The organism is Thalassomonas sp. RHCl1 (assembly GCF_947387555.1).
In the GTDB taxonomy this organism is placed as follows: domain Bacteria; phylum Pseudomonadota; class Gammaproteobacteria; order Enterobacterales; family Alteromonadaceae; genus Thalassomonas.
Window position 1 is genome coordinate 116,942 of the sequence record NZ_CANDNZ010000010.1, and the last position, 26,106, is coordinate 143,047.

Sequence of the window (26,106 nt, forward strand, 5' to 3'; positions counted from 1 at the left end):
TGTTTTTATTATTCTATGCCTTGCCCTTTTTTTGCTGACAGATCTCCAGCATCCTGCGGTTATATTCCGCCATAAAGGCAAACTTTTTTTTCATCTCCCCCCTTTGCTTTTCCTGCTTGATCACATCCCCCGTGCCCTTCATCGGTTTATGGCCGCACAATGCCAGCGCTTTTTTTCGCCCGGCGCCGCTGATCCCCGGTAATACCAGGCTACGTCCGGTACTGGCATATAAGCGAAAATCCTGATTTTTCAGCGCCTGTTCTATCGCCTGCGCCACGTTACTTTGTGCTTTTTCCACCGGCCCCGCCACATTACTTTTGCTGCACCCGGATAACAATCCAACGAAAAGAATCACTATCAACGATTTCATTCAGCCCCCGCTCTCAAGCTCCTGAGATTTAGTAAAGCAAGTAAAAACAATAACCAGGCAGCAGCCCCTCCCGAAGAGCCGCCACCGCCGCTACTGGCCGCACTGACACTTATGGTGACATTTGCCGAGGCCTGGGCTCCTGCCGAGTCACTCAAGGTATAAGTTAAGCTATCAGTGCCGGTAAAATCAGCAACGGGCGAATAACTCAATTTATTATCTACAATGCTGACCGAGCCGCTGCCACTGTAAACAAAACTATCAAGGGACAAGCTGTCGCCGCTGTCGCTATCTTTGTCATTGGCGAGCACATCCAGTGCATTGGCGCTGCTGTCTTCGTTGACGGTATAACTGTCATCATTGCCCTCGGGGGCATCATTGACCTCAGTGACCGAGATGGTTGCAGTAAATGTTTCGCTGTCGATATTACCCCTCGAAGCGATCACACCGACACTGAGTTCGCCGCTATAGTCGGCATCGGGCAACACCTTGTTTCCTTCAACACTATAATTTTCTCCTTCCAGCACCCGGATACTGTCGGCACTGAGTCCGCCATAGGTAAAATGCGCTGTCGTCAAAGTAATGTTGCCGTCTTCAATAATATTCAAAACCTCTTGTCCGACAATGATCAGCTCTTCTACGCTGTCGCTGATCTCCAGACTAAAATCCCCCGCGCTGATAGCAAAAAAGATATTATCAACACAAGAAACCCTTACCCGCCCCTGGCTTGAGTTAAGGTTGGGCACGACCACTTCCGCGCTGCCGTCATTGGCGGTATTTTCCAGTAAGGTGGTGAAGAAACTTGTCCCGCCGTCAACCGACAAATCAATGTTGACGACATCACAACTAATAGGTGCCTGCGAAGTCGATGCCGGATCCCAGCTCACCTGCTGGATACTCGTGGTCCACTGACTTGAGGCACCCGGTTCGGTCACAGCAAAAGCCTCTGAAGTATCAATAACATTGACCGTCATGCTGTCGGTGGATACCCCGCCGTTATCGTCGCGTACCACCAGGCGAAAATTCAGCTCCCGACTGGTAGTGGCATAAGTTTCACCTATCGTGGTTTCACCGTCGAGGACATCCGTTAACCGCGGAAAAGTGCGGCTGCTGTCCGAAACCGGCGACCAGGCCCGAAACAACGGCCTTTGCCCGTCATCCACCATCTGATTAACATTGCTGCTGGCAGAGCCGAGATCATATTGCTCCCAGCTGTAACTCAGGCTGTCACCACTATCCTCATCACTGGCACTGCCTTTAAGGATGAAAGGGGTTTGCGCCGGTATGCTGTAATCCGCTCCGGCATCGGCAACCGGATCATTATTGGTCAGCACTTCATCAGTACCGCAGTTGCTGCCAACCCCGGAAGTGATAAAGGCAGAGATCTGGCTGATAGAATGGGTATGAAAATAGGCATCTGAGTTAGATTGCAGATTCTGGTTAGTGCAAATACCGGCATAACCCATAATGGTAGAGGCACTGCCGGGCTCATAGGCGGCATCGGCTTCACGGTTATCATCACAGGAACCGGCCAGGCCGTTAAAGGTATGATCCGCCCTGAACTGATGACCGATTTCATGGGCGACAAAATCAATATAAAAGGCATCTCCCTCGGGGGAAGGACTGCCGGTAATGCCGTCGCCTTTACGCGAACCGTTACACACCACGCCGTAACCGGCCAGGCCGCCGCCATCGGTATTAACCACATGGCCGATATCATAATTGTCACTGCCGATGGCCTCATCGATCACCGCGGTGTTTAAACCGCCGTCGAAACTGTCGTTGGCAAATGGATCGCTGGCGGCATCGGTGTAAATAATGGCGTCATTGCCCGCCACCAACTCCAGAGAGATCGCCAGATCCCGCTGGTAAACAACATTCAGGCGGTTGACCAAAGTGACCAGGGCGGCCAGCGCCAATTCCTTGGTGCCGCCATGATACTGGGTATATTCACCGGTGGCAGAGATCGCCAGGCGGTAGGTTCTCATCCGGGTTTGTGCCTGCAGGATCTGGTTTTCACGGTTTAAAAGTGCAAGTTTTGCACTTGTTTGCCCCGGCTCTTTTTTCGGAGAAAAACGGGGCATCTGCCCGGCGGCGGGTATTTGCCTGTTTTTATGGCTATAGCTGACATAACGCTCATCTCCCGGCAGGCTATTGTTTCCCTGAGGATCGATATAAACCGTCTCCCCCTCATAACGAAACATACCGTAAAATCCCCGGGGACTGATATCAAAGCGGCCATGATTGGCAGGCTTATCAATCTGATAGCCGCTAAAGGTACGGATAGCCGGATATTTTTCCAACAGGCCGGGCGCCGTCACCCGGGACGGAGTTAAGCGAAAATCCGCTTGCAAACCGTCGGGTAAAGGCAAAGTGATCACTATATCTTGCCGCCCGCTCAGTAATAATTGCCTTAACGGGACAATATCGGCTTTGAGCTGCCGGCTTTTGCCGGACGCAGAGGAAAATAGACTGGCTGTCGGGGTATCTGTCCACTGAGAAAATTGACTCACAGCACGGCTTTCATCACCGGCAAAGCTTGAAAAAACGGTAAACAGCCAAACGCCAATGGTTGCTAGCACCTTATTGGTATTATTATTCATCTACTGAATCGTCCCTATTAATGATAACTTTCACTATAGTTGCTAGTTATTAGGAATACCATTTCACCAGCTAAAACAAAACCTTAAATTACGGTTTTACGAAAATTCCGATAATCCCCCGCCCCGGCAATAATTACCGGCCGAAAACCTGTATAAATTTTCATCCGAAAAATATCAGCCAGGAAAAAAATTCAGCCCGTTTTTTTCCGGCAATCAAACAAGGGGTCAAAAAATAAAATTTCTTCACCTTCCGCCACTGATGAACTGGCCAGCCATTAGAGTGAATACTTAATACATACGCTCAAATAACAACCCACAACAGATCAAAAAACAAACAAGATTTCCCTTGTTGTTGCCATTTATTAATGCTAAAAATCTCTAGCACCACAGGTAAGAGGTTTGACCTCAAACCTGTGGCAAATATAAAAATAAAACATATAAAAACAAACAATTACAAATTATTGAAAATGCAACGAGGAAGACAATGTTGAAAAAAACAGCAGGAGCAATCATAGGTTGCCTACTGGCCTCCAGTCCGGTATACGCAACCCAGGGACTCGCCTTTGTCCACGGCACAGGCTCCCAGACCGACGCCTACAATGACTACTGGACCGGAGACTTTGTTAATTCTGTCAACAAGGGCTTAGCCGATGCCAGCAAATACACAGTGATCAACTGTGACTTTGACCAATACATGTGGGATGAAAAAGCCGCCGGCTGCCTGGCAGACCAGCTCAACAGCTTTATCAGCCAGCAAAATATCACCGACCTGGTCCTGATCACCCACTCCAACGGCGGCAATGTCGCCCGCTGGATTTTATCCAACCCCACCTACGACAGCCGCTATCCCGGCATCATCAACAAGGTCAGTAAAACCATCGCCCTTGCCCCTTCCAGCGGCGGCACCCCGCTCGCGGATGCGGCGATACAAGGCAATGTGTTTGAGTCCACCCTGGGCTGGTTATTGGGCTACGACTCGGATGCAGTCATACAGCAACAGGAAAGCTGGATGGCTTATTACAACGATACCTGGCTTTACGGCACCAGCGGACGCCCGAGCCTGCCATCCACCTTTAAATCCGTGGTCGGCTCAGATGTCGACTCGGCCATCTGGGACAGCGACAGTTACTGCGGCGGTTACCAAAACCAGGTCGCACTGGAAACCACGCAAAACTGGCTGGATTCCTGCTCCGACGGCTTTTTAAACTGTTCTTCCCAAAGCGCCGCCGGCACCACCTGGTTTAAAGACAAAGACAAAACCGACGGCAGGGAGCCGCTCAGCCACCAGCAAAGCCGCCGCACCTGTTTTAGCCTGGACAAAATAATAAGAAACGATATCTAAGGGACAAAAATGAAATTATCTAAATTAACCATCGGTCTGTTAAGTGCAACCAGCATCATGCTCTGTGGGCAACTGAGTGCTTCTTCCTTAGTAAAAATCGGCGACAGCGTAAAAACAACGGAACAAGACTTAGTCACCATCGCTTTACCCGAGCACAAAGTAGAACAACAAGCAGTACATTACAGCCAGAGAATCAGCGCCGACAGCCAGCTGAAACTGGCGCCGCAGGCCTATAACAGCAGCAGTGACGAATATTGGTTTGAAGTCAGCGGCAAAGAGCTCAATCGCGGCATAGCCGTGAGCGTCAGCCAACCGGGGGCGCTGATCCGTTTATCGGGCAAAAGAAGCACCGCCATTGATAGCGCCATGCAATCGATAGATCCGGCACACCTGGAGCTGAGCAAAGATAACAACAAGCTCAGCAGCCCTTTTAGCCAGTCGGTCACCCAAGAGCAGCTGGCAACGGCCAACATCTTCCCCAACTCCAGCGCGGTAAAATTAAACAAGACGCTGGGAGCAGGCAAGTTTAACCTCAGAGTGACCCAGGCCCTGGATAATAACCAGCGTTATATCATCAATGTCAAAGAAAAAGGCTCGGCCCATAAACTGCAAGTGGCCCTGCCCAAGCAAAGTTACCTAAGCGGTGAAACCCTGCACTTTAATGCCGGTATCTACCGCGATGACCAGGTATTAGCCGACAGCTCTCATCAGGCCTTCATTAAACTGCCTTCCGGTGAAAAGCAGCCGGTTAACTTGGCGGTAAAAGACGGTCAGTACCGGGTGGAAGTACCGCAGGGACTCGAAACGGCGCCGTTAGGAAAGTTATATGAATTGCACCTGAGCTCCCAGGCAACCGATAACGGCACCCGGATAAAACGCAACGGTAAAGTTGCTTTTGCCGTGGCCAGGCAAACCGCACAGCTGACAGGTGCAGTTGAGGTGCTTAACGATCAGGCCCTGGTCGCCTTAGAAGTTGCCAGTGAAGGCCGCTACGAAGTCAGCGCCCTGGTTTCCGGTACCGACAGCCGCGGACAACTCACCCGGGTAATGTTAAGCCGCTCCGCCTATTACCTCGAGCCCGGCAGCCATAAAGTCGCGCTCAACTTTGATACAACTATCCTGGCGGATGCCGGCGTTAAAGCCCCCTACAAGGTGGAAAACCTGCGCCTGATGGATCAAAGCCGGATGGCACTCTTGGCCCAGCAATAAGGACTAAGCCCTATCGAAAAAATAACGGCTTAATGATTTAAGCCGTTTTTGCTGATGGCAAAATGAAAACTTTTCATGATGCCATTCATCTCCTTATTTCCTCCCAATAAATCCCTTACACTTGCATTGGTAAAATAAGCCCAAAGTAATAAATGGTAATACCCCCAAAGCACTAAATAAGGTAGTGTGATGCTATCGCCTGGAAACGCTTTCCTTGTGTTTGAACACAAGGTGACGGGAGATAATTTAACCCCCCGGATTTATCACGGTTATCCCTCTGATTTACGGAAAGTTAGCACCTACAAACAAGCGAAATAAAGTCCCCGAGGGGCACTCCCGGTTCAGCCAGGCAATAATAAAATGAATTTTTCCTCAACAATACAGACTAAAAAGGAGGCAAACTTAATTAATTAAGCCCTCACCATTAATGGAAAAGCAGTAAAAAAAAATGAGTGATAAACAACAGGCTTACATGGCTAAAAGATGCAAATGAACGAAACCGGCATCATAGAAAATGACTCCCATAATAATGCCTGATTTAACCATACATTAGACCGATTAATGCCCTTGGTTATCAATTAATTTAGACATTAGTTTTTGCAGTGCCGAATTGCAGTAGATGTATAACTTATAGTGAACAACTAAAACAATAAACAAGGTGACATCAAACTCAACCTGTCTATTTGCAGTATTCAGTCAACTCCCGGCTAATCCCGGCGCCAAGTTACCCATCTGCTTCTGTTCGACGTCAATTTAATTGTAGTAATAAATGGAACCTTACTCATGCCTGACTTTTTAGAATTTTCTTCAACAAGAAATACTTGCGCCAACCAACATCCTCTAATGCAACAAATTAACTCCACTTTGAGTAATGCAAATTTTAAAGATGCGGCAATTCAATTATATAAAACAGAGTTACATACCCAAACGGATACCCCGCTGGACTTTACTTTCGGGCAAGGACGACAAACCCTGAAGAACCCGGGCATTTCCTATCCGATCCTCTACCAAAGAACTAAAATAGGCGATCTGCACCTGCACCAATCCCAGCAGCCCCAGGAATATGATGAAAGCCATCTGCCTTTTATCACCAAAAAACTGGCCCTGTTGATCAAACGCCATCAGGCAACGACCTTATCGAGCCGCTTTCTGGGCAAAGATCTGTCCTTAACCGGCTACAGCGAGCACGTACTCAAACTGGATGCTTTTATTGAAAAAGCCTCCAGTACGTCCTATCCGGTGATCATCAACGGCGAATTTGGCAGTGAAAAGCTCTCTGTCGCCAGCGCCATCCACTACAACAGCCAGTTAAGGTATAAACCTTTTATCGAAATCAACTGCTCTACCCCGAGCACAGAAGAATTTCAGCGTAACCTCATCATCAGCTTTGAAAAAGCCCAGGGGGGCAGCATCTTCCTGCACGGCATCGATGAGCTGTCTTTCCCGCAGCAAAACCTGTTAACCGAGCTGCTGGCCGCCAGCACAGAGCCCGGCTTATCCGGTATTAAAGTTAAAAATGTCACCAATGTCCGCCTGATGGTGTCCACCACCCGGGATCTGACAGAAATGATCAAAAATAACGAATTCTCCCGGCACTTGCATGAAAAATTCAATTTCCTGGCGATCCGTATCCCCTCCCTGAATGAGCGTAAGGAAGATATCCCCTTTATCCTGGAGAAATTACTGGAGAAATATAAATTATTCGAAGAGCAGGGTTTTTGCGATGAAGTAAAAAAAATCCTCTCGGAATACCACTGGCCGGGCAACCATGCCGAGCTCGAACGGGTCGTCGCCCGGTTAATGACCTTAAGCTCCGCCAACCCGATCAACCGCAGCGAGCTGGAAAAACATGCCCCGGAACTGTTGACCAGCCGGGTTTCGCAAGCATTAACCGCCAAAAGCAGCGCAGATACCCTGCCGTTTGAGCTGATCCCCTGCCTGCTCAATAAAGACTATCAGCAGTTTTCCCGCTTGCATACCGGTTTGCAAAAAGCCCTGAAATACCTGGCAGAAAACTACTGTAACAGCATCTCCCTGCCCGAGCTGGCGCAAAATGCCTTTATCAGTCCTTCCCACTTATCTTATTTGTTTAAGTTCTACTTAAAGCAAAGTTTCAAACAGATAGTGTCTGAGCTGAGAATCGAGCGGGCCAAGCAGATCTTTATCAGCAGCCCGCATGCCAGGATCACCGATGTTTCGCTTGATGTCGGCTTTGGCGATTTAAGCCATTTTGAAAAAATATTTAAACGTTACACCCAGATGACACCAAGAGAATATAAGAACAGCAATACTTAACTCCAGCAGGCCAGTCACGCCCCGCAGCTCACGGCCGGGGCGCTGACAGCACCAACCGCTCTCCCCAATATCAACCCCGGCGACGCCCCGCGATAACAACCGACTCAGGCAGAAATGGACTAAAGCATTTTTCCAACAAGCACAAGCCCCCGACATGAAAAAGAACATCTGTTAACAGTTAATAACATTCTCTCCTGCCCGCCGTCGTTTTTGTGCTAAACCTGGTCCGTTATTTACTAGTAAAAATACCATGAAAGCGCATTCTTGCTTTATCGATAGCAACAAAGTCGAGATATACATGCTTTATTCAATCATCAAACCTTTATCCACTGACAACAGCAAGCAGAAAAAGCCCTTGCCATTTTTATACCGACCCGGTGAAGATTTTGCGCAAGGGCTTATTGAACAGCCAGACCTACTGCTGCAAACAAGCAATCCCTGCCGCTTCGACAGCTGCTCTTTCAGACAACAAACCACTAAGCTTCTTAAAGCCTATCATTATCCGTAACATCATCAACTGACGGCATTTTCCGGCCAACAGCATTCGCACCTCTGGAAAATACCTCAGCCCGGATTAAGCCGAAATTCCCAAAAAACAACAATAACAAGTCCCGGGAGTCAGGCAATCACCAGCCCCTCGCTGCAAACCTTCACCACAAAAGGACTCAAGGCCAAAACCAGAAATACAAGGAGCCTAAAGTAATGCAACAGCCCCCAAAAACTCCGTGCCAAATACCGGATCTGCTTACAATGAATATCAATGCCACCTTAGCTGCCAACAAGATCACCGGCGCCAGGGTTGAGGTTTATACCTGCGGCATGCTTGCACAAAAAACCCGGGTATTACCGCCGTCTTCCCGGAAAAGCCGCCCCGTCTATGCCAGCTTCCCGATTATTTATCACAACACCAGCATAGGCATGCTTCACCTGGTGCAACCGCAAACGTTATCCCGGAGTGAGCTGCAAAAATTCAACTGCGTCACCAAAAAACTGGCATTGATCATTAAACGTTACCAGGCAACAACCTTATCCAATCATTATTTGGGAAAAACCGTTAATATCACCCCTTACAGCGATCACACCCTGAAACTGGACGCTTTTATTGAAATTGCCGCCAGCACACGCTGTCCGGTGATCATCCGCGGAGAGTTCGGCAGTGAAAAGCTTTCCGTCGCCAGCGCCATCCACTACAACAGCACGCTAAAGCACCAGCCTTTTATTGAAATCGACTGCTCAACCCCCTGCCTGAGCGCCTTTGAAAAAAATATCAGCCGCTGCTTCGAACAGGGACGCGGCGGCAGCCTCTTTCTCCATGCCATAGATGAACTCCCCTTGCCGCAACAGTTGCTGCTGACACAATTAATACAGGCACAACAAAGCGTTAACGATAAAACTGAAAAACACATCAGGTTTCTGATTTCGACAACCCGTTCACTGACACGCCAGGTGATATCGGGGGAGTTTTCTCGCCAGCTTTATCTCAAACTTAACTACCTGAATATCCAGCTTGCCCCTTTAAATGAAAGAAAACAGGATATTCCCGAAATCGTAGAAAAGTTAATGAACCGCCATCGCCTGTATCCGGAGCAAAGCTTAAGTGAGCACGTCAAAGAAGCCTTTTGCCGCTATCACTGGCCGGGCAATTATCAACAACTCGAACGTGTGCTTATCCGCTTATTAACCTTGGCTGGCTCTAACCCGATACAGTTAACAGATCTGCATCACAGTGCGCCGGAGATGAGGCCAGCACCAGACAAGGCCACAAGCAAAACGGTGCCCGCAGCAAATAAAGCCGGCTCAGGGCCGGGAGCAAAATCACCGTTCATCCCCGACTTAATCACCCAAATCATCAATAAAAACCACCAGGCTTTTGATGATTTGCACCCGGCCCTGCAGCAAGCCCTGTGTTATATCGCCGAGAATTATTGTTCGCAAGTGAGCTTGCAGCAGCTGGCGGACCAGCTGGGCATCAGCGCTTCCCACCTGTGCGCCTTGTTTAAAAGCCAGCTCAACAACAGCTATAAGCAAATCATTACCGAGCTGAAAATAGAAAAAGCCCGGCGATTATTTATCAGCACCCCCCTGGCCAGGGTCAGTGACGTTGCCGAAAAATCCGGTTTTGGCGATATCAGCCATTTTGAAAAAGCTTTTAAACGTTTTACCGACTGCACCCCAAGGGCATTTAAAAGCGCCCTCAGCCATGCCAGGCCACCGGTAAATTAACTTTTGCCCCCAAGCTATCGTCTTTCCTGTTCATGCATGAACTCAAGACATACCCTTCATCCTGAACATAAAAATAACCCGGTCAGCACCGGGTTATTCGAACTTTTTTAAGCAAATAAAGTAACTTAGCCGGTTTACAGCATTTATCCGTAAGATAAGCCGATATCTCACCAAAGCAAACTTATACCATTTCACCATCTTAAACACGGGGAGAAAAGGATATGAGTGACCAATCACCAAGCGATGTATGTAACGCACTTGTCAGTCAATACGCCCCTGCAATATCAAGATCTATGCTGGTGCAGGCAACGGCCCAGGCACTGGGCAACGCTGCCCATAATGCCACCTTTGCCCAGCAGCAACACAACATGATCATCAATACCAGCACATCGGTATGTGCCGGGATGTTACAGGCATTAGGCGCCGCTTATGCCAAAAAATAATTCCGGGCTGATGCCCGCAGGGTAAGGCGCAGGTATCAGGCCCTGAATAACAGCAAGTTGTCAGTGCAACACCAGAACGAACAGTAAATAAACAGGAGAATATTATGCCAGTAAACGATCAAATCACGGACTCAGTTACCCAGGTAAATACCCAGGTTGTCGGCGACTCACCGGCCATGGCCACAGGTAACCTGCTGATGTCTACCGGACAAGCATTAGGTACTTCCGCGCTTAATGCCACCGGCGCTAACCAGCAAGGTCAGATCGTCATGCAAGCCGCCACCGTTCAGGGAGTGAACTCCTTATTGGCAACCGGCAGCGCCGTTGTCGGTCGTGGTTCAGAAGAGATTCTGGAAAAAGGCTAACCGACTTTCGCTGACAAAGGTCGTCGCCAGGTTTTTTAGCCAACCTGCCACGGCTTTTGTCGGCAAAAGATTCATCGCCCGGCGATGAGCATTTCATAGCAAAAAATCAAATTACTTTGATGTTAAAACAAGGAAAACATTATGCCAGTTAACGAGCAAATTACTGATTCAGTCACTCAGGTAAACACTAAAGTTGTCGGCGAAACTCCGGCCATGGCCATGGGTAACCTGCTAATGGCTACCAGCCAGGCGCTGGGCAATGCCGCTCATAACGCCACCGCTGCACAGCAACAAGCGCAAATCACCATGCAGGCCGCTACGGTACAAGGTGTTAACTCATTAATGTCTATCGGCGGCTCAGTTGTCGGTCGCAGTGCTGAAGGCATTATCGAGAAAGGTTAATGCCCGACTCGTTCCCTGAATACCCTGAAAATATAACTAATCAACCAACGATAAAATAAGGAAAAATTATGCCAGTAAATGAACAGGTTACCGACTCAGTCACACAAGTAAACACCAAAGTTGTAGGTGAAACTCCGGCGATGGCCATGGGTAACTTACTAATGTCTACCAGCCAGGCATTAGGTAATGCGGCGCACAATGCCACAGCAGCGCAGCAGCAGGCACAAATCACCATGCAGGCAGCAACAGTGCAAGGTGTTAACTCATTAATGTCTATCGGCGGCTCAGTTATCGGCCGTAGTGCTGAAGGCATTATCGAAAAAGACTAAGGCTAGACCTGGTCTGACGGGCAAGCCCTGCTTGCCCAACACTTCAATCTAAAATAGTAAAGGAAATATTATGCCAGTTAATGAACAAATCACAGACTCAGTTACTCAGGTTAACACTAAAGTTGTTGGCGAAACGCCGGCAATGGCAACAGGCAACCTGCTGCTGTCTACCAGCCAGGCATTAGGCAACTCTGCCCACAACGCCACAGCTGCCCAGCAACAAGCGCAAATCACTATGCAGGCAGCGACTGTACAGGGCGTTAACTCCCTGATGTCTATCGGCAGCTCAGTGATCGGCCGCAGCGCCGAAGGTATCATCGAAAAAGATGCCTAAGTAGACGGGAAGTTTTCCCAACCAAGCCTTTATTTCGCCTTTACCGGCAAATAAAGGCTTCTCCTTATAACAGACAATAACAATCAGCTTTTAACGTAAACAACCAGTTTGGTGGGATCAATATGAGCAACACAAATACTATACCTGAGCCGGCACAAACGGCGATTGAAAATGCGCAACAGTCCATCGCCCAGTCTACTGCGCTGGCCCTGTCGGATGCCACAGATAACCTGCGCAACCTCAATACCTTAAGCACCACAGCCATAGGTGTTGCCCTGTCACAGTATATCGAAACCGGGGATGATAAGTTTTGCAATATCATTAAGGAAGCGCAAAGTGTCGTGACCCGCGGAGCAGAAAACTTCAGTACTGTGGGGGAGAAAATTGCAACCGTTTTATATGAGAGCGAATAAGCCGGCGTTACCAGCAACAGGCAATATGCCGGACAGACAGGTTTCAAGATTTCAGTCATAAACTCCCCGGTCGGCAGGCCATTAGCGCCGCTGACAGCTTTTCCCGGGTGAAACCATGACTGAAATACCGGCTGCTTTTCCCCGCTTGTTTTGCCGCCAGGCATCACAAAATACCAAGCTAAATTCACACTGCCCCAGCCCGTTTTTCCCGGCTTGCAACCTGGTCATTACCCCATAAAAGCATTTTCAAACCATATATTTAACCAACAATCGGGGAAAAAACGTAAAAATACCGGAAAAGCGCCGACAGTTTACTTTTTCACTCCATAGATTTGCCTTAGTTTGGCAGTAAATCCGCCGATTAATTTGCCCCGCTATTCCTTATTCTGGGCATCAATTATTCCGGTGACGACCCGCTTTGGCTGCTCGTTGAGGAAACACACATGGAGGAGCAAAATATGAGTGATACCGCAAGCAACACCGCAGAGCCTGAAGAGAAAAGACCCCAGTCGTCTGCACCATCTTTTTCTGCCCAGCCCACCGGGCTGGTGGAAACAACCTTTGCCGAAACCTTAGGTTTGTCGATGCACAATGCCATAACCAACCAGCAAAGCTCGCAAATGACGACATCGGCTTCGATCACCAATGCCTGTGCACGCCTGCTGCAAGTTGCTACCCCGGTAGCCGCGAAAAAGCAGGAGCCGGAGGCAGATGCCGAAGCAGCATCAGACGATGAACAGACCGCCCCGGAAAAAAAAAGAAGACGGCTTAACGTCTTTAACTTTCTAAAAGGCAAAAACAACGAGGAAAAACCGGCGCAGGAGGCGCAAAGCACTGACAATGCCAACGGAGAACAGCAATGACCAGCGAAACTTCTTCGTCAGCCGATAGTGACGATCCACTGAGCAAGATAGTGGCCTTTACCGAGCAGCAACAGGAAAAAACCCAGGAACTGATCGATGCCACCCAAAAAACCATGGATGCCTTCAAGCCTTTTGAACAGGCCACCGAGATCAATACCCAGGTGGAAGAATTGATGGCCAATGTCCAGGAACAGCTGGAGAAGTCTATGGCGGCGATTAATCAGCAAATGGAAAACATCAACCAGGGCACAGGTTAACACCGGTGTTTAAGACAAAGATAAAGTTCAACCACAACAAAAGGAAGACCATATGGCTACTACCGTAAACGAGCAAATTACCGATTCACTAACCCAGGTTAATACCAAGGTTGTCGCCGAGGCCCCGGCCATGGCAATGGGCAACTTATACACCAGCATGGGACTGGCGATTTCCAATGCCAGCCTTAACGCCACTTCGGCCCAGCAACAGGCCGGCATTACCATGCAATCGGCAACGGTTCAGAGCATTAATTCCCTGACCGCCATCGGCAGTGCCGTGCTCGGTCGCGCCGCTGAAGGTGTTATCGAGAAAGATTAAGGCTATTGAGTTAGCGTAAAATAAACAGGTACCCAAATACCGGGTATCTGTTTTCTTTAACAAACAACAAAACAACAATAAAAACTAAGGGATTATGATGCCTGAACAGGACATGCAAGAGGTCAATGAAATCATCAGCCAGCTCAGCGAAGCCAGCATGGCCGATACCGTGGGCTTGTTGATGCAAAACGCCATCACAATACAGCAAAGCATGCAAACCGTAACCAATGCTTCTGTTTCCTCCTCCTGCGCATTAATCCTGGCACAGGGAGGCAGCTAGCCGTGTCCGGACTCTTCCCTATCTCCATAACCCGGGGCTGCCGCCATGTCTGATAACCAAGCCTTTGCCAAAGCCCAGCAATCGGTGGCGCAATCCACGGCTATTGCCATCCAGGATGCTTCAGACAATCTGCGTAACCTCAGCACCATCACCACCACGGCGATAGGTGTCGCCCTGTCGCAACTATTGGCCACCGGCGATCCCAAATACAGCAAGGTGATAGAAGAAGCACAAAAGGTCATGGTAAAAGGTGCGGAAAGCTATGCCGACATCGGCCAGAAATCGGCCCAGATACTTAAGGATTACCCAAGCTAATCCGCTTAAGAAAAATGGTTGACCAGAAATTTAACAATTAAATATCATAAGGTTACAACCGCTACCGCCCGGGAGTTCTTTAGCCGTTCAAAGATAAAAAAAAATCCCCAATATTTAACCTGAATACCCCCTAAACTGTCGATTTATCCAGCATTTTCTACTATAACTTGATGATGGAATACGAACCCAGAGAGGTACTTCAAAAGCTGACATATATATAAATAAACAACAGCCGCTACCCCTGAGTGCAGAAACACTCAGAGATAGCTAACCAAAATAGATAGTTAGGTTATCCATAATGGCTACACATAATGATATGCCAGAGTTAAACTCGGCTAAAGTTTTTTTAACAAACCTTTTCACCAAAAGGCACCACAACCCGGCTTGCCAGTACAGGTTAACCGCCGGCAAGAATATTAACCTCCTCCGCAGCACTCAAGCCTTATTACAACTCCTTTTGCAACAGACGGACCTTAATGAAAACATACATCAGGGTCTATCATGAAAAAAATTATCGTAATAACCGTCAGGGTGGATTCAGAGACGGCTGACGCAATTAGCCTGTTAGCCCAAACACATGACAGGAGTGTTGCCTGGATAACCCGAAAGCTGATCACCGAAGCACTCGAAGCCCATAAGCTGTTAAAACCCCAAGCTAACAAAAAAGACTGGAGAGCCAAAAGTTGACACCAGCCCCGTAATAACGGGCTTGTTTAAACCGCATTAAGCCGTGATTAACCACGGCTTAATGCTTACCTTTGCCCTGGCTTATCAGGCCAGCGCCGGAGCCAACTCTGCACTTGACGGCAGCTTACTGCCAACAGTCTTGCCGGTAAAGGCATGGTAGGCCAAACCGAAAAGCATTTTTTTCTGGACCCCTTTCATCATAGGGCGCATCATCACCATGCCCATTAACGCGCCAAGCGGACCGAACTTGACAACAAAGTCCATTTCCATTGACACTTCACAGCTTGTATCACTTATCTTTTCAACCCTAAAACTGACATACATACTCTTCAGCGGCATTGAAAATTCACTCAGCACCACCTTAAAGCTTTTGTTCTCTTCGTACTCAACAATTTCTTCATGCACACTGCTGCTGTCATGAAAAACACAATGTCTTCTGGCTCCTAAGCCCGACTGTTTGTCACCTATGATCGGTGACTTTTGCAAACCGAAACTAAACTTTTCGACAGCGCCGAAATCATCCAATATTTCCCATACTTTTTCGGCAGTTGCGTTAATTTTTACTGCAGACTCAACTCGATGTTCCATGATACTCTCATATGTTCATTTATTATGTTTTTAAGTATCCCACAGCACTCCTGACAACATTGTGTCAGGAGACAATTGAGCCTGACAAATAACAACAAACGCCAGACAACCTTTACTGGCCTGGTTGCCGGGTAAGTGAAATTTTAGCTGTGCCAGCCTTAGGCTGTTGCAGTATTTCCTTAAGACGAGTGGTGACTAAGTTGACGTGAACAGCCAAATATTGAGTATGTTTTATTTTTCGACAAGCTAATCTTAAACCAGCCTTTAACCAAGACCATCAGACAAATTAAAACAACAGTCTCATGGTCTTTTTTAACAAGCATGTCAGTACGCAGTTAATGGCCTTAATATAGACGTGTTATTTAGTATGTTTTTCGATGAAAGGTTGTACTCTTTCTATTAACAGGTGCTGCTTTAACTGCCCTTCTTCGATACCAATTTGCGCCCCGAGCTTCATCAGCTCAGGAGACTTTTCCAACAGCTTCTGACCTGTTGGCGATTTATAAAAGGTGAGCAGCTCAGCTATTTCTTTTTCGCTAAAAGTCTGGGCATACAGTTCAACCATTTCAGCTTTAATTTTTACCCGGTCGATATCATGTTCGAACCAGTTTCTGTATATATTCTTCAGCTCTTCTGTTTCTTCTCCATTGAGCTGAAGACGGGCTGCCTGCTGCTCAACCGTCAGCATCATGGCTTCAAAACCGCCATAGATTTGCTTGTCCATCCCCATCACGACAAACACCTCTTCAATAGCTGCCTTCTTGCTTGGAGATTCGGCATTTACCGGATAGGCAAACAGGGCCAGCGCGAAAGTGGCTGATAAAAACATTTTATTCATTTTTTGATTTTCCTTAATTGATATAATCCCGATGAATTAGATAGCCAAGCCTTGCCTGATGCCGGTAACCTCTATTTTGGCCACCCGTAACTGTCCAACTCCTTTTTAAAACAAATGCCATTAGCTAAAACCTCCTTTAAATGCCCATATCTGCAGAAATAACAACTTTGGGGTAATATTTATTTTTTGCATCCGATTTTAAATACTTTTCTGCTTCCTCAATTCTGTACTTGTTAGCAGGCTTGTTAAGTTGTTCAGAGTCAATTTCTAAAGAAGATAATCCAGAAAACGCTACATCATAGAAACGGTCCAGATCTGCGGCATTAAAAGCAGTCCATCTAGAAATTAGCTTCAACGGCCTCCTTTCAATTTCAACTTTCGCGTAGTAAGTTTTCCCTTTCTCAACTTCAATTTCTAACGGAGAAAAACCATTGATATAGGTATAAAGCGTATGTTTTCCTTCCGGGAGTAAAACTTGACTAACTTCTTCCCCACCAACAACATCGAGTAACTTGCCATTCGACCAGATAGCCAGTTCAAGTTTTTTAAACTCAGTGCTGGGTCTGGCAATATTTAACAAGGCAAAATCTTTGCTCGCTTTCTTTTCAATCGCTTTTTCTTGTGACTTAATTTTCAGTCCCATTATCCAAGGGTTCAGTAAAGCATTGTTGTAATACTCCGCCCTGCCTCGTAATGACCTTTTAGGCGTTAGCTTGCTTTGCATCACCAATGACTTACCCAACGCAGGCCTTACTTCGTTAAACTCTCCTGTGTAGGGATTAAAATAGAAAAATAATATTTCACCTTTCCTGTTGTCTATGCGTTTAAAATGAAATGTATCTCCAAATTGTGATAAATATAACGTATTGAATCCTGAGCCCATTCTGATCAGATCATACTTTCCATTTTTAAGATAAGATACCCGCTTATCTCCAACGCCAACTTCCAGGCCGTGAGCACTTCCCTCCCAGGCCGGCCCCCTGATCACATAAACATGGGTTTCCAACTCAGTAGGTTTAGGCTCATGTTTGAATTGCTTTACCAGTTCAGGCTTTACCTCCAAAGACAAACTTGATGTACAGCCAACAAGCAACAGAGACAACAATATAAACACTATATTCTTCATTAAATTTTTCCTGGTATTTTTTATGCTTAACACCGATGGTTAACAACAGCATTTTGCAGCAACGTCGAGATATGATATCTGCTTAATTTTTCGGGCAAGTTTACCTTTTTGCATGACATTTTCAAGGTAAACAAAGCAGTGTTTTTTTTGCAAAAAATAGATAAATTTCCCTTCATGCCGGGATGAAAAAATGCCTCAACAAACTCAGATCGTAAAATTCCCGGCTTTATCACCTGCTTTCCCCCAAGTTAGTTTCTCCCTACTTCATTATATTGACCTCACTTACTATTCATTGCTGATAAACGCTTACCAGCAAAGGCGTTAACACCCGGCAGAAACATTTTTAAATGGCCACAGCCTGTCCGCAGCCATTAGTTGCGCTCTTTCCTGCTCCCTCACCAGAAGGATTTTTACTATGCCCTGTATTCATTTTGCCAAAATGCCCATTTTTCATCCGGCTTCTGCAGCCGTGGTCAGTTACGAGGTATTACTCAGGCAATGCGGTCACTTAAACCTGCAAGACTTCAACCAGGAGCCGCAACTTTTTCACCAGCATCACCAAGAACTTATCGACAACTTACGAGAGTTGGATCTGGCAGATAAAATCCGCTCCCGGGGGCAAAAGCTTTTTATCAACCTGCTGCCCCAGCAACTGGCGTCCTCCCAGGCAATGGAGGCGATCAAGGCACTGCACCGGCCGCCGCATTACCCGTTAGTGATAGAAATCACCGAAGGCGAACTCAGCACAAAACCTGAAGATATGCTTGAGGCTTTAAAGTGCATACGCGAAAGTGGCTGCCAGCTCGCCATCGATGATTTTGGTTATGGCTATTCCAATTTTTACCGGCTGCTGGAGTTTTCTCCCCAGATAGTCAAACTTGACCAGGCCTTTATTCAGGCCGATAACCGCCAGCCAAACAGGCGTATGCAGTTAAAACAACTGATCAGCCTGTTCCATCACTGGCAAAAAGAAGTCATTATCGAAGGCGTGGAAACCAGGGAACAATACCAGTTAAGCCAATGGCTTGGCGCCGATTATGTCCAGGGCTATTACTTCGGCAAACCGCAAATGATTGAATGAAAAATGAAAGCTCAAAAAAAACAGCAAAAGCACCGGGCTTGAACGGGCACTTTTGCTGTTTTCGCTTTTATCGGGGATAGATGAAGACGTTGTTATAAATACACTTCCAGGCGTATTGTCGGTAACCAGTAGTTTTGCTGCCCCATGTCATCATCAATCAGATTCCGCCGCTGAATAGAGGGCGTTAAATAGAGGTTCTTGTAAAGCGGTAGCCGGTAATAAACCTCCCATTCGCGCTGAATCTGCTGATGAGCCCCGTCGAAGCGGGTAAAGCTCATGCCGTAACCTAAAACCCCGGGGTTTAGCGCACCGGTATTGATTTTTGTTTCAAAACTCAGGGAAATAAACTGGCTGGGCCAGGCGGCATCCCCCTGTTGCGCTAAATCTAACAATGACGAAGCCTGACCGTAACGCACATTGATATCTCCGTATGAACCTAGATAATCCAGGCTGAGGTAAACCCCGTAAGCTTGCACATCATCGGCGCTGTTTTTCCAATAGCCCAACCCCGCCTGGTGACTACGGCCGCTGTGTACCAGCTCGGCTGCCGCAAAAACACCTTTACTGCCGGGATTTAAGGACAGTAAATCACTGTAGTTGCCGTCATTTTCGGCAAGACCGGCGGCGCTGCTCAGTACCAGGCGGTAACCTAAGCTGTCAAAAGCACTCAAATTCTGAAGCCGCCCGGACAAGGCATAATCGGGAAAAGCTATGGTGGCGTTATTCACCAAACCGGCAGAGAGGAACTGGCTGGTTTCATCATTAGCAATTTCACTGCTGTCGATCAGGGTTGAAACTTCCATCAGGCCAAGTTGCCAGCCGGGCTCCCCCAGGGCATCCTGATCACCGAAAAAATAAAAAGCTGAAATCTGACTGCGCCCGGTGGTTATATCCCCTTTGACTTTGCCCGAGGTTGTACCGGCATCGCTATTGGCATTTTCAAAATTAACACTTACCCCGTTTGCCTTAGGGTCGCTGCTGTGCTCCAGCCAGAGAAAAACGCCGAAGTTATCGAAATGCTGCTCCAGCTCAAGGTCAAGGGAATATAAGGCTTCACTATTAACTCCCGCCTTATTTGTCCCCTGGTAGCTGCTGGTTAGACCGAGCTGAACCTCGCTGCTTTTAGTCAAATCCCCCATCTCTGCCGCTGGCGGCTGTTCATAACCAAAAATTTTATAAGGCTGTAAAAAAACGATACATAAACCTATTTGAACCAATACCTTGCGCATATTTGCCACAATAGTTTCCTTTTACAATCAATAAAATGAAACTATGGGACAAATGCCAGCCCCTGACTCGGCTTTTCCCACGGAAGTTTTACCGGCATTTACACCGAATAAGCTGCCAGGCATAACCTTGGCTTGCCGGCTCTTTGCATCTGGCACAGCCTGGAAATACTACTGCTGCCAGTTAAAGCCGAGTCGAGCAAATAGCTGCACCGGCTGCTGTTATCCAGTGCTTTAAAGGCTTCAATTTCTTTGCTTTCAAAGGCGCCGAAAAAGGCAAAGACCACGGTAATATTCAGGCCCGGATTTGCCTTTTTCATCGCTTCTATACGCTCCATATCCGACTCAACCTTAAGCAGGTCTTTGCTTTTGGAAAACACGCTTTTATTGCCGCAGCGGATCTCAAAATAAGACTCACCATCCGGTGTTTTCACCGAGAAATCACACCTTGATGCCAGGCGCTTTTCTTTTACTGTCTCCGGCACTTTTCCGCTTTGGTAACGCAGAAACTCCGCACTTTCCTGATCATTTGGCTTAATTGCCGGGCTTTTTATTGCAGGGTAATAGACATCCGTTTGCAGCTCAAAAAGCGCATCAGCCTGATTGAACACATGCACCAACTCGGCTGTCATCCAGTGCTTCCAGCAATTTTTCAAGTTAATTTCAGACAAGATGCCATTGGCACGGGCAAAATCATATTCGTTTTGAACAAAAGACAAAAAGTTGTATGCATTCATAAAGGTGAGCTACCGGTAAAAAAATGGAACCTGTAAAGTAACAAAGGACTATTATCAGGACTCGGTGGTTCCTACGAAAAAAATCCCCTTTGCCGGCATAAAAAATACCGACAAAAAGCTCCCCTGCCTTTTAGCTTATTTGCCCTAGTCTGCGTCCCCTGCCACCCGTTAACTTGATGGGGACTGACCTTTAATGGCAGCCATAAACAAGTTTGAAAAAGGAGCAGCAATGAAGATGGATAATTCAGTAGAACCAGCAACAACCTCAGACAATGCCAATAACAAGAAAAAGCTCAATCTTGAAGATTATGAGTTTATCGAAATAAGCGACCAGGAAAACAGTGACTCACCAACCAGCAACCGGGTTGCCATCATAGTCGGCCAGTGGGCAATGCCAACCACAGTAGTCTTAGTACTTATCACCTGCTTTTCAGGTTTCTTTCTCAGCGAAGCAGCATTCACGCCTGTAGTCGGCATGATAGCCCCTGTGGTAATGGCCTTAATCATGGTGATCCGCGATGCCTCTGTAGGCAAAGAAGAAGATCCCACCGTCAAAGACAGGGAAAACGAACGTAAAGAGCGAAGCCAGCAATACCAGCATGAAAAAGACGTCACCCTGGCCAGAATGGAGCTGGACGAAAGAATGAAAAATCAGGAAATCACCGAGCACGCCAGGCAATTTAATGTGCTGCAGGAATCAACCAAGGAGTTTTTCGAATTAATCAAAGAAATGAACACTAAGATGACCCAGCAAATGAATAAACCTAAGTCCACCGAGTTTGCCGTCGGCGACACTAAAGTCATTATTAACGACGGTAGCAGCAAGATTGAAAGCAGCACAAAAACCACCGGCCAATAATCTTTGCCATCATCATATCCGCTGTGAGGAAATGCTTAAGTCACTTCCTCATTCGCCACGACGAAAGCAGTAAAAATCAAAAGATTACTACCAAGCACCGAGCTTTCCCGGGATACAGAAAACAAAAGAAGAGTTATAACCCGGGCAGCAGCTTTCGCTACTCATCCCGGGCATCAAGAAGGATTAGCTTTCAAGAAAAGCCATACGGCGGTTGAAACGATCTTCAGGCACGTTTGGCCAGTTTTCCCGAGTGGTGAGCGCTTGTTTATAACCATTGAGATCGTTGGCGGCAACAAAAGCCTGAATGAGTTTTCTGCTGCCCGGGGTATAATCACCGCGATACCTGAGATCGATCAGCACATCTTTGATTTTTTCATCAAGCCCCGGCCAGTCAACCGCGCCGTACGCCGCCACACAATCCGCTTTACTGCAAATACGCTCAACGTCCCGGCTAAGCTCATCATAGGTTTGCTTAAATAGCACCTCTTGTGAATCCATGGAGATCTCAAAATCACTTAAACCGTGCTTCTCGATAAAATCTTTGGCCTCTTTGCCGCTAAGGCCCGCTGCCCCGCCAAGCAGCTTGGCCTGCTGTGATTCGACCCCGGCAGCCACTAAATCGGCACTGATTTTCTCACTGCTTTTCTCTTTCATATCATAACCACGCCCTATGGTCAGGCCGGAAGTATCACCCGGCACATGCAACTTACGGCTGTGATACGGACCTCCTTCCATGCCTTCGGCTTCATAAGTTAATAATCCTTGGGTAATCGCCATGAGTAAACTCCTGATATCTGATCATCTTATATATAGACAAAATATTTCACCCCTAATGTAAAAAGAGGAAAAAAGTGGGAATACATGAACCCTAAGCCCATGCGGCCTAAAGCTACAAACCATGTTATTCCCACAACAACAATCGACTTTTAGGGAGTGAAGTTGATTGACACCAAACCGGTGAAGTAACGTACCGCTAAGCAAGCGGTAACCGGCTTGATAACACCCGGAGTAACTACTCCCCGGGTGCAAGCTAATGTACCTTTAGCGGCAGGCAGAGACTCGTCAGAAACCGGCAAAAATACCGTGAAATACAGGAAAGATAAGAAGGTATTCAAAAGCACAAACAGCAAAACCTTGTGATACAAGCAGCTAAGGCACAATAAGTAAGATTAAAAGCCAACGGTTGTCGCTAACACAGGTTATTTCACGTAAAATACCGGCTATGCCCGGTAAAAACCGGAATCTGTTATATAACCCCCAGGATAAACATGAAAAAGACATTTAAGCTCAGCCACCCTAAACTCAAGCTTGCCAGACTGGTCGACTCGATAAAGTATGAGGTGAAAAAGTACATCAAAAGAGAGCGCAACAAAACCTTGCCTGACGATGTCGATTTTTGGGACTTTGATTGCAAATACGGCGCTACAGAGCAAGAGGCCAGTGTTATCCACCTGTCACAAATCAACAAGTATATCGATGAAGCCGAGCAGCAAAAGCTGGAATCTTTCTATTTAGAAATCCTGGTTAAACCCGGTTACCGCACGAGAAAGACAGACTTCGATTTCGAATAAGCGTAAGCTAAGCATTAATCAGTAAAGTCATGACCTCTTGTCCGATGATTTTCGGCAACCGGAATATTTTACTTAATAGAAAGTTGATGAAGTTAGCCACTAACTTCATCATATTTTTTATAAAGGATATTTTCCTCCTTACGGATCCTCTGGCTTAAGGTCGCAAATAATCCGCCAAAGTCTTTAGCGAATGCTATACCGGAACTGTCTGCGGCATATTTATCAAAAAAAGCCAGGGCGCTGCCTGAGACCTGATCCATATCCGCCGCAAAAACCGCTAAAGTACGCTTAAGGCTGTCATTGTTTTGCGCCGCCCGGTTCAATGCCGGATATAGCAGCCGGTCTTCCTTTTCCAGGTGTGCCAATAAGCCTTTTTTCGCCGCCAGCAAGGTATCCCGCCCTTCCTGTGACTGAACACCTAACTGTTTTACCCTATTCAGCGCCTGAGTTATCTCAAGATGCTCGGCTACTAACTCCTTGATTAAAGGTGACATAATTTTTCCTTAATGCTTGTTTTTCAGGCTTAAACCTTAACCTGAAACAAGGATGGGATAATCGGTGCTTTCATCGCAGAAACAGCAATATTTATCGGCAAAAAAGCAGTTAAATGTCAGTAAAACACGGGAAATTACGAAGTAACCGGTTAATACTCAAAGCCGTCGATATAGGCTTGTCGGGAGACAAAACTCAGGCTGCCCTGCCGCTTGAACCGCCCCTTGTTAGCCGACCCGGCCCAGCGTTTAAGCAAGCCCTTTTGTTTGTTGGACAAAGCATGCTCTGGCGAATAATGAGCCGGGCAGCTGCCACAGTGACGCTGGTAATAATAAGCTTCTGCTTCTTTGGCATTTTCCGGCGCCTTACCCTTGAGTTTAATAATGCCGGCGGCCGAGTAATAATGGCTGTCAAGCTGCTGCTTAAACCACAGCTCAAACTGCTGTTGTGCCTGTTTCGAGTGGTAGGCCAACACCTGTTGTCCTGTCGCCTGCCGACTCGTTATCCGAACCCCGGCCCGGATATTGATTTCCCGGGTCAACAGCAGCTTGCGTTCGATTTGCCAGCAACCGACCACATCATGCCAGGGCAGTTTATCTGTGGCGACATCACCATATAGCTGCCTGGGGCTGCACCAACCGTGCTCCCCCTTACCCCGGGGGTCGTAGGGATAATAACTGTCTATCACCCCGTTATCATCCGGATTAATCAGCCTGTGTACCTGCCTTTGCATCCGGTCGAGATCGCAATAGCCGCCGGTCAGCTCCACTGCGTACAGGTAAACTTTTGCCTGACCCTTATTCGGGTAACTGGGATAAAAAAGCGCCCCCGGGATGGTTTTTGACAAGCCAATAATACTTTGCCGGTCAACACCGTTTTCCAGGCCGCCGCCAAACCAGCGAAAGCCTGTCTTTTTCACCGGCAACTGCAATTGCTGCTGTAATTGCTCGGGTGAGCGGGGATCGCAGCGCCAAAACACCCGGTTTGGCTCGGCAAGCTCGGGATAGAGATTAATAATGCCCGCCCTGCGGCTTAAATTGAAGGTAACATTGTTGTCCTTGCGCCCGGGTAAGGCATTTTTTTCCAGCAAGGTGCGGTAACTATGGCCCAGGGCCTCATAAACGGTATGGTAACCTGTTGATTTTTTTTCAGACATAAACACTCCTAGGCATCGAAAAAAACTGACGAAGTGCGTATTGCGAAATAAGGTAACGACTAAGGTAGGAATACTTCATCAAACGGCAACCAGTGTAACAGCCAAGGTCAAAGTGGCTTGGTAAAAGCCACGGTTAACGCGGGGAAATAAATGCCGTTAGCACGGCATCGCCACATGAGACTAGCTTTGACAATATAAATCTAAATCAGGCACCAGGACTGTCCGGCATGCTCCCTGCTCTTGCCGGCAATCTTTGAGGTAATTGCCGGTAGCCCTGGCAAAGTTACGATACACCGCAGGCAAGTCAAATCCTTGTTTTTTGGCCCTGTGCTCGCGCATATAAACAATAGACTGATGGGTTGTACGCAATGGCTGCTCTCCGGGCAAGATGCCAAGTTCGAGATAATCCACCGCCATTTTCGCGGCTTCGCTGCCCTGCTCCAGCGGCGAAACTCCCAAGGCAAAATAACCGCCGTCTTCAACAAAAAATCCATAAGTGCCGATCGCCGGAACCTCACTGTTGGCCAGCGTCCATTGGATCAGATCCCGGGGCGCAATACGTTTGCTTCCCTTATCTGCCCGGCACCTGACGGTATGGTACAAGGTAAATAACAGCAAATCTCCCTGGCGGTTGGCTTGTTGTATCTGCTGTTGCCAATCGGCAAATGTCGCCGTCACAGGATATTTGATGTCAATCGCCAGCGGCTCTAATGCCCGGGCCAGCTCGCGCAGGGAATGTTTAAGGTTAAATGTACTGGTGACAGAATCATCTACCGGGGCAATAATGTTCAGCTGTTCTTTTGCCAGCTGGTTTTTAACCTCCAACAGGCTAAGGCTTAAAAACGTCGCATCGACCGGATCGAGTATGCCGCCGATATGGGCTTGTCCGCTGAAACCATAATCTTTCGGCTCAGCACCAACACCGGCAAAAACAATTTTCATTTTTTCATGCCCCCGGTAACACTGCCCCAAGGCGGGCAAACGCTGCTTGAGCTTAAGCACCTCAGCCGGTTCAAGCGCCGCAAGATTAACATAACACCCGGACACCAGGCTTTGGGCATTATCATCAACGGCAATCAGCACATCCGGCAACCAGTTGTCTATCTGCTTTTTCACCCGCCGGGCCACTTGCTGTTTAAACTTGTCACTGGAGTGTTTTTTAGTGTCCATATAAAAGTGGCGCACTTCATAATTCCAGGGGGCCAGGGTGCGGCTGATGGCGCTGTCGATTTCCCGGGTCCAGGAAAAGTCATTGGCATAACTTTGCACCACCAGCACCCGTGGCCGCTGCAACGACTTCCAGATTAATAAAGCACTCAATAACAAGAAAAAAGTTACTTTCAGCAATTCATTTATTTTAGCGATCATATCCGGCATTCCCTTGCT

30 protein-coding genes are annotated in these 26,106 nt (G+C 47.4%); 19 read left to right on the forward strand and 11 right to left on the reverse strand.

Annotated features, from left to right (window positions below; genetic code table 11):
* Positions 1-13: 13 nt before the first annotated feature.
* Both QL234_RS23610 and QL234_RS23615 read right to left on the reverse strand, forming a co-directional pair.
* Complete coding sequence (locus QL234_RS23610; RefSeq protein ID WP_281560227.1) at positions 14-370, reverse strand: hypothetical protein; 357 nt, start codon at positions 368-370, stop codon at positions 14-16.
* Positions 367-2,970, reverse strand: a complete 2,604-nt coding sequence (locus QL234_RS23615; RefSeq protein ID WP_281560228.1) for a reprolysin-like metallopeptidase — start codon at positions 2,968-2,970, stop codon at positions 367-369. Before QL234_RS23615 ends, QL234_RS23610 begins: the two co-directional genes overlap by 4 nt.
* Before the next feature lie 484 nt (positions 2,971-3,454).
* On the opposite strand from QL234_RS23615, the gene QL234_RS23620 reads away from it, so the two are divergent.
* From QL234_RS23620 to QL234_RS23695, 16 genes are all read left to right on the forward strand, one after another.
* Entirely contained in the window at positions 3,455-4,312 is an 858-nt protein-coding gene (locus tag QL234_RS23620; RefSeq protein ID WP_281560229.1) for a hypothetical protein, read from the forward strand.
* Positions 4,313-4,321: 9 nt separating this feature from the next.
* Positions 4,322-5,521 (forward strand): DUF4785 domain-containing protein, encoded by a 1,200-nt coding sequence (locus tag QL234_RS23625; protein ID WP_281560230.1) that lies wholly within the window; start codon positions 4,322-4,324, stop codon positions 5,519-5,521.
* 783 nt (positions 5,522-6,304) lie between these two features.
* Complete coding sequence (locus QL234_RS23630; protein ID WP_281560231.1) at positions 6,305-7,816, forward strand: AraC family transcriptional regulator; 1,512 nt, start codon at positions 6,305-6,307, stop codon at positions 7,814-7,816.
* Between the two features lie 750 nt (positions 7,817-8,566).
* The gene (locus tag QL234_RS23635) at positions 8,567-10,039 is read left to right on the forward strand and encodes an AraC family transcriptional regulator (protein ID WP_281560232.1); all 1,473 of its coding nucleotides are present in this window, start codon (positions 8,567-8,569) and stop codon (positions 10,037-10,039) included.
* A 221-nt stretch (positions 10,040-10,260) separates the two neighbouring features.
* A complete protein-coding gene (locus QL234_RS23640) occupies positions 10,261-10,482 on the forward strand; it encodes a RebB family R body protein (protein WP_084692416.1) in 222 nt (73 codons plus the stop codon).
* 104 nt (positions 10,483-10,586) lie between these two features.
* Positions 10,587-10,847 (forward strand): RebB family R body protein, encoded by a 261-nt coding sequence (locus QL234_RS23645; protein WP_281560233.1) that lies wholly within the window; start codon positions 10,587-10,589, stop codon positions 10,845-10,847.
* Between the two features lie 141 nt (positions 10,848-10,988).
* Positions 10,989-11,249 carry a RebB family R body protein gene (locus tag QL234_RS23650; RefSeq protein WP_044830407.1) on the forward strand — a complete coding sequence of 87 codons (261 nt, stop codon included), beginning with the start codon at positions 10,989-10,991 and terminating at the stop codon, positions 11,247-11,249.
* 68 nt (positions 11,250-11,317) lie between these two features.
* Complete coding sequence (locus QL234_RS23655) at positions 11,318-11,578, forward strand: RebB family R body protein (protein ID WP_044830408.1); 261 nt, start codon at positions 11,318-11,320, stop codon at positions 11,576-11,578.
* Between the two features lie 70 nt (positions 11,579-11,648).
* Positions 11,649-11,912, forward strand: a complete 264-nt coding sequence (locus tag QL234_RS23660) for a RebB family R body protein (protein WP_044830409.1) — start codon at positions 11,649-11,651, stop codon at positions 11,910-11,912.
* A 122-nt stretch (positions 11,913-12,034) separates the two neighbouring features.
* Positions 12,035-12,325 (forward strand): hypothetical protein, encoded by a 291-nt coding sequence (locus QL234_RS23665; RefSeq protein ID WP_044830410.1) that lies wholly within the window; start codon positions 12,035-12,037, stop codon positions 12,323-12,325.
* A gap of 458 nt (positions 12,326-12,783) precedes the next feature.
* Positions 12,784-13,188, forward strand: coding sequence for a RebB family R body protein (locus tag QL234_RS23670; RefSeq protein WP_281560234.1), 405 nt, complete (start codon positions 12,784-12,786; stop codon positions 13,186-13,188).
* Positions 13,185-13,445 carry a hypothetical protein gene (locus QL234_RS23675; RefSeq protein WP_281560235.1) on the forward strand — a complete coding sequence of 87 codons (261 nt, stop codon included), beginning with the start codon at positions 13,185-13,187 and terminating at the stop codon, positions 13,443-13,445. The genes QL234_RS23670 and QL234_RS23675 overlap by 4 nt, the downstream gene beginning before the upstream one ends.
* 52 nt (positions 13,446-13,497) lie before the next feature.
* The gene (locus tag QL234_RS23680) at positions 13,498-13,764 is read left to right on the forward strand and encodes a RebB family R body protein (protein ID WP_281560236.1); all 267 of its coding nucleotides are present in this window, start codon (positions 13,498-13,500) and stop codon (positions 13,762-13,764) included.
* A gap of 94 nt (positions 13,765-13,858) precedes the next feature.
* Positions 13,859-14,044 (forward strand): RebB family R body protein, encoded by a 186-nt coding sequence (locus tag QL234_RS23685; RefSeq protein WP_152646438.1) that lies wholly within the window; start codon positions 13,859-13,861, stop codon positions 14,042-14,044.
* A 45-nt stretch (positions 14,045-14,089) separates the two neighbouring features.
* The gene (locus tag QL234_RS23690) at positions 14,090-14,359 is read left to right on the forward strand and encodes a hypothetical protein (RefSeq protein ID WP_044830414.1); all 270 of its coding nucleotides are present in this window, start codon (positions 14,090-14,092) and stop codon (positions 14,357-14,359) included.
* A 501-nt stretch (positions 14,360-14,860) separates the two neighbouring features.
* Complete coding sequence (locus tag QL234_RS23695; RefSeq protein ID WP_281560237.1) at positions 14,861-15,046, forward strand: ribbon-helix-helix protein, CopG family; 186 nt, start codon at positions 14,861-14,863, stop codon at positions 15,044-15,046.
* 84 nt (positions 15,047-15,130) lie between these two features.
* Here QL234_RS23695 and QL234_RS23700 read toward each other — a convergent pair whose 3' ends face one another.
* From QL234_RS23700 to QL234_RS23710, 3 genes are all read right to left on the reverse strand, one after another.
* Entirely contained in the window at positions 15,131-15,634 is a 504-nt protein-coding gene (locus tag QL234_RS23700; RefSeq protein WP_281560238.1) for an SRPBCC family protein, read from the reverse strand.
* A gap of 358 nt (positions 15,635-15,992) precedes the next feature.
* Positions 15,993-16,472, reverse strand: a complete 480-nt coding sequence (locus QL234_RS23705) for a DUF2059 domain-containing protein (protein ID WP_281560239.1) — start codon at positions 16,470-16,472, stop codon at positions 15,993-15,995.
* Positions 16,473-16,608: 136 nt separating this feature from the next.
* Positions 16,609-17,598, reverse strand: a complete 990-nt coding sequence (locus QL234_RS23710) for a hypothetical protein (protein ID WP_281560240.1) — start codon at positions 17,596-17,598, stop codon at positions 16,609-16,611.
* Positions 17,599-18,013: 415 nt separating this feature from the next.
* On the opposite strand from QL234_RS23710, the gene QL234_RS23715 reads away from it, so the two are divergent.
* Entirely contained in the window at positions 18,014-18,679 is a 666-nt protein-coding gene (locus QL234_RS23715; RefSeq protein ID WP_281560241.1) for an EAL domain-containing protein, read from the forward strand.
* A 92-nt stretch (positions 18,680-18,771) separates the two neighbouring features.
* Here QL234_RS23715 and QL234_RS23720 read toward each other — a convergent pair whose 3' ends face one another.
* Positions 18,772-19,917, reverse strand: a complete 1,146-nt coding sequence (locus tag QL234_RS23720; protein ID WP_281560242.1) for a hypothetical protein — start codon at positions 19,915-19,917, stop codon at positions 18,772-18,774.
* An 89-nt stretch (positions 19,918-20,006) separates the two neighbouring features.
* The gene (locus QL234_RS23725) at positions 20,007-20,642 is read right to left on the reverse strand and encodes a hypothetical protein (RefSeq protein ID WP_281560243.1); all 636 of its coding nucleotides are present in this window, start codon (positions 20,640-20,642) and stop codon (positions 20,007-20,009) included.
* Between the two features lie 235 nt (positions 20,643-20,877).
* On the opposite strand from QL234_RS23725, the gene QL234_RS23730 reads away from it, so the two are divergent.
* Complete coding sequence (locus QL234_RS23730; protein ID WP_281560244.1) at positions 20,878-21,501, forward strand: hypothetical protein; 624 nt, start codon at positions 20,878-20,880, stop codon at positions 21,499-21,501.
* A 183-nt stretch (positions 21,502-21,684) separates the two neighbouring features.
* Here QL234_RS23730 and QL234_RS23735 read toward each other — a convergent pair whose 3' ends face one another.
* Positions 21,685-22,278, reverse strand: a complete 594-nt coding sequence (locus QL234_RS23735) for a pesticin C-terminus-like muramidase (protein WP_281560245.1) — start codon at positions 22,276-22,278, stop codon at positions 21,685-21,687.
* A 491-nt stretch (positions 22,279-22,769) separates the two neighbouring features.
* Here QL234_RS23735 and QL234_RS23740 point away from each other — a divergent pair, with 491 nt between their 5' ends.
* Entirely contained in the window at positions 22,770-23,072 is a 303-nt protein-coding gene (locus QL234_RS23740; RefSeq protein WP_281560246.1) for a DUF6172 family protein, read from the forward strand.
* 92 nt (positions 23,073-23,164) lie between these two features.
* Here the strand turns inward: QL234_RS23740 and QL234_RS23745 are convergent, their stop codons facing one another.
* From QL234_RS23745 to QL234_RS23755, 3 genes are all read right to left on the reverse strand, one after another.
* Positions 23,165-23,566: a hemerythrin domain-containing protein gene (locus QL234_RS23745; protein ID WP_281560247.1), complete on the reverse strand. Its 402-nt coding sequence runs from the start codon at positions 23,564-23,566 to the stop codon at positions 23,165-23,167.
* A 149-nt stretch (positions 23,567-23,715) separates the two neighbouring features.
* Positions 23,716-24,720 (reverse strand): hypothetical protein, encoded by a 1,005-nt coding sequence (locus QL234_RS23750; RefSeq protein ID WP_281560248.1) that lies wholly within the window; start codon positions 24,718-24,720, stop codon positions 23,716-23,718.
* A 180-nt stretch (positions 24,721-24,900) separates the two neighbouring features.
* A complete protein-coding gene (locus QL234_RS23755; RefSeq protein WP_281560249.1) occupies positions 24,901-26,088 on the reverse strand; it encodes a hypothetical protein in 1,188 nt (395 codons plus the stop codon).
* Positions 26,089-26,106: the final 18 nt, after the last annotated feature.

Coding starts and splice junctions, on each gene's coding strand:
- QL234_RS23610 (WP_281560227.1), bottom strand. CDS start 370: ATGAAATCGTTGATAGTGATTCTTTTCGTTGGATTGTTATCCGGGTGC.
- QL234_RS23615 (WP_281560228.1), bottom strand. CDS start 2,970: ATGAATAATAATACCAATAAGGTGCTAGCAACCATTGGCGTTTGGCTG.
- QL234_RS23620 (WP_281560229.1), top strand. CDS start 3,455: ATGTTGAAAAAAACAGCAGGAGCAATCATAGGTTGCCTACTGGCCTCC.
- QL234_RS23625 (WP_281560230.1), top strand. CDS start 4,322: ATGAAATTATCTAAATTAACCATCGGTCTGTTAAGTGCAACCAGCATC.
- QL234_RS23630 (WP_281560231.1), top strand. CDS start 6,305: ATGCCTGACTTTTTAGAATTTTCTTCAACAAGAAATACTTGCGCCAAC.
- QL234_RS23635 (WP_281560232.1), top strand. CDS start 8,567: ATGAATATCAATGCCACCTTAGCTGCCAACAAGATCACCGGCGCCAGG.
- QL234_RS23640 (WP_084692416.1), top strand. CDS start 10,261: ATGAGTGACCAATCACCAAGCGATGTATGTAACGCACTTGTCAGTCAA.
- QL234_RS23645 (WP_281560233.1), top strand. CDS start 10,587: ATGCCAGTAAACGATCAAATCACGGACTCAGTTACCCAGGTAAATACC.
- QL234_RS23650 (WP_044830407.1), top strand. CDS start 10,989: ATGCCAGTTAACGAGCAAATTACTGATTCAGTCACTCAGGTAAACACT.
- QL234_RS23655 (WP_044830408.1), top strand. CDS start 11,318: ATGCCAGTAAATGAACAGGTTACCGACTCAGTCACACAAGTAAACACC.
- QL234_RS23660 (WP_044830409.1), top strand. CDS start 11,649: ATGCCAGTTAATGAACAAATCACAGACTCAGTTACTCAGGTTAACACT.
- QL234_RS23665 (WP_044830410.1), top strand. CDS start 12,035: ATGAGCAACACAAATACTATACCTGAGCCGGCACAAACGGCGATTGAA.
- QL234_RS23670 (WP_281560234.1), top strand. CDS start 12,784: ATGAGTGATACCGCAAGCAACACCGCAGAGCCTGAAGAGAAAAGACCC.
- QL234_RS23675 (WP_281560235.1), top strand. CDS start 13,185: ATGACCAGCGAAACTTCTTCGTCAGCCGATAGTGACGATCCACTGAGC.
- QL234_RS23680 (WP_281560236.1), top strand. CDS start 13,498: ATGGCTACTACCGTAAACGAGCAAATTACCGATTCACTAACCCAGGTT.
- QL234_RS23685 (WP_152646438.1), top strand. CDS start 13,859: ATGATGCCTGAACAGGACATGCAAGAGGTCAATGAAATCATCAGCCAG.
- QL234_RS23690 (WP_044830414.1), top strand. CDS start 14,090: ATGTCTGATAACCAAGCCTTTGCCAAAGCCCAGCAATCGGTGGCGCAA.
- QL234_RS23695 (WP_281560237.1), top strand. CDS start 14,861: ATGAAAAAAATTATCGTAATAACCGTCAGGGTGGATTCAGAGACGGCT.
- QL234_RS23700 (WP_281560238.1), bottom strand. CDS start 15,634: ATGGAACATCGAGTTGAGTCTGCAGTAAAAATTAACGCAACTGCCGAA.
- QL234_RS23705 (WP_281560239.1), bottom strand. CDS start 16,472: ATGAATAAAATGTTTTTATCAGCCACTTTCGCGCTGGCCCTGTTTGCC.
- QL234_RS23710 (WP_281560240.1), bottom strand. CDS start 17,598: ATGAAGAATATAGTGTTTATATTGTTGTCTCTGTTGCTTGTTGGCTGT.
- QL234_RS23715 (WP_281560241.1), top strand. CDS start 18,014: ATGCCCTGTATTCATTTTGCCAAAATGCCCATTTTTCATCCGGCTTCT.
- QL234_RS23725 (WP_281560243.1), bottom strand. CDS start 20,642: ATGAATGCATACAACTTTTTGTCTTTTGTTCAAAACGAATATGATTTT.
- QL234_RS23730 (WP_281560244.1), top strand. CDS start 20,878: ATGGATAATTCAGTAGAACCAGCAACAACCTCAGACAATGCCAATAAC.
- QL234_RS23735 (WP_281560245.1), bottom strand. CDS start 22,278: ATGGCGATTACCCAAGGATTATTAACTTATGAAGCCGAAGGCATGGAA.
- QL234_RS23740 (WP_281560246.1), top strand. CDS start 22,770: ATGAAAAAGACATTTAAGCTCAGCCACCCTAAACTCAAGCTTGCCAGA.
- QL234_RS23745 (WP_281560247.1), bottom strand. CDS start 23,566: ATGTCACCTTTAATCAAGGAGTTAGTAGCCGAGCATCTTGAGATAACT.
- QL234_RS23750 (WP_281560248.1), bottom strand. CDS start 24,720: ATGTCTGAAAAAAAATCAACAGGTTACCATACCGTTTATGAGGCCCTG.
- QL234_RS23755 (WP_281560249.1), bottom strand. CDS start 26,088: ATGATCGCTAAAATAAATGAATTGCTGAAAGTAACTTTTTTCTTGTTA.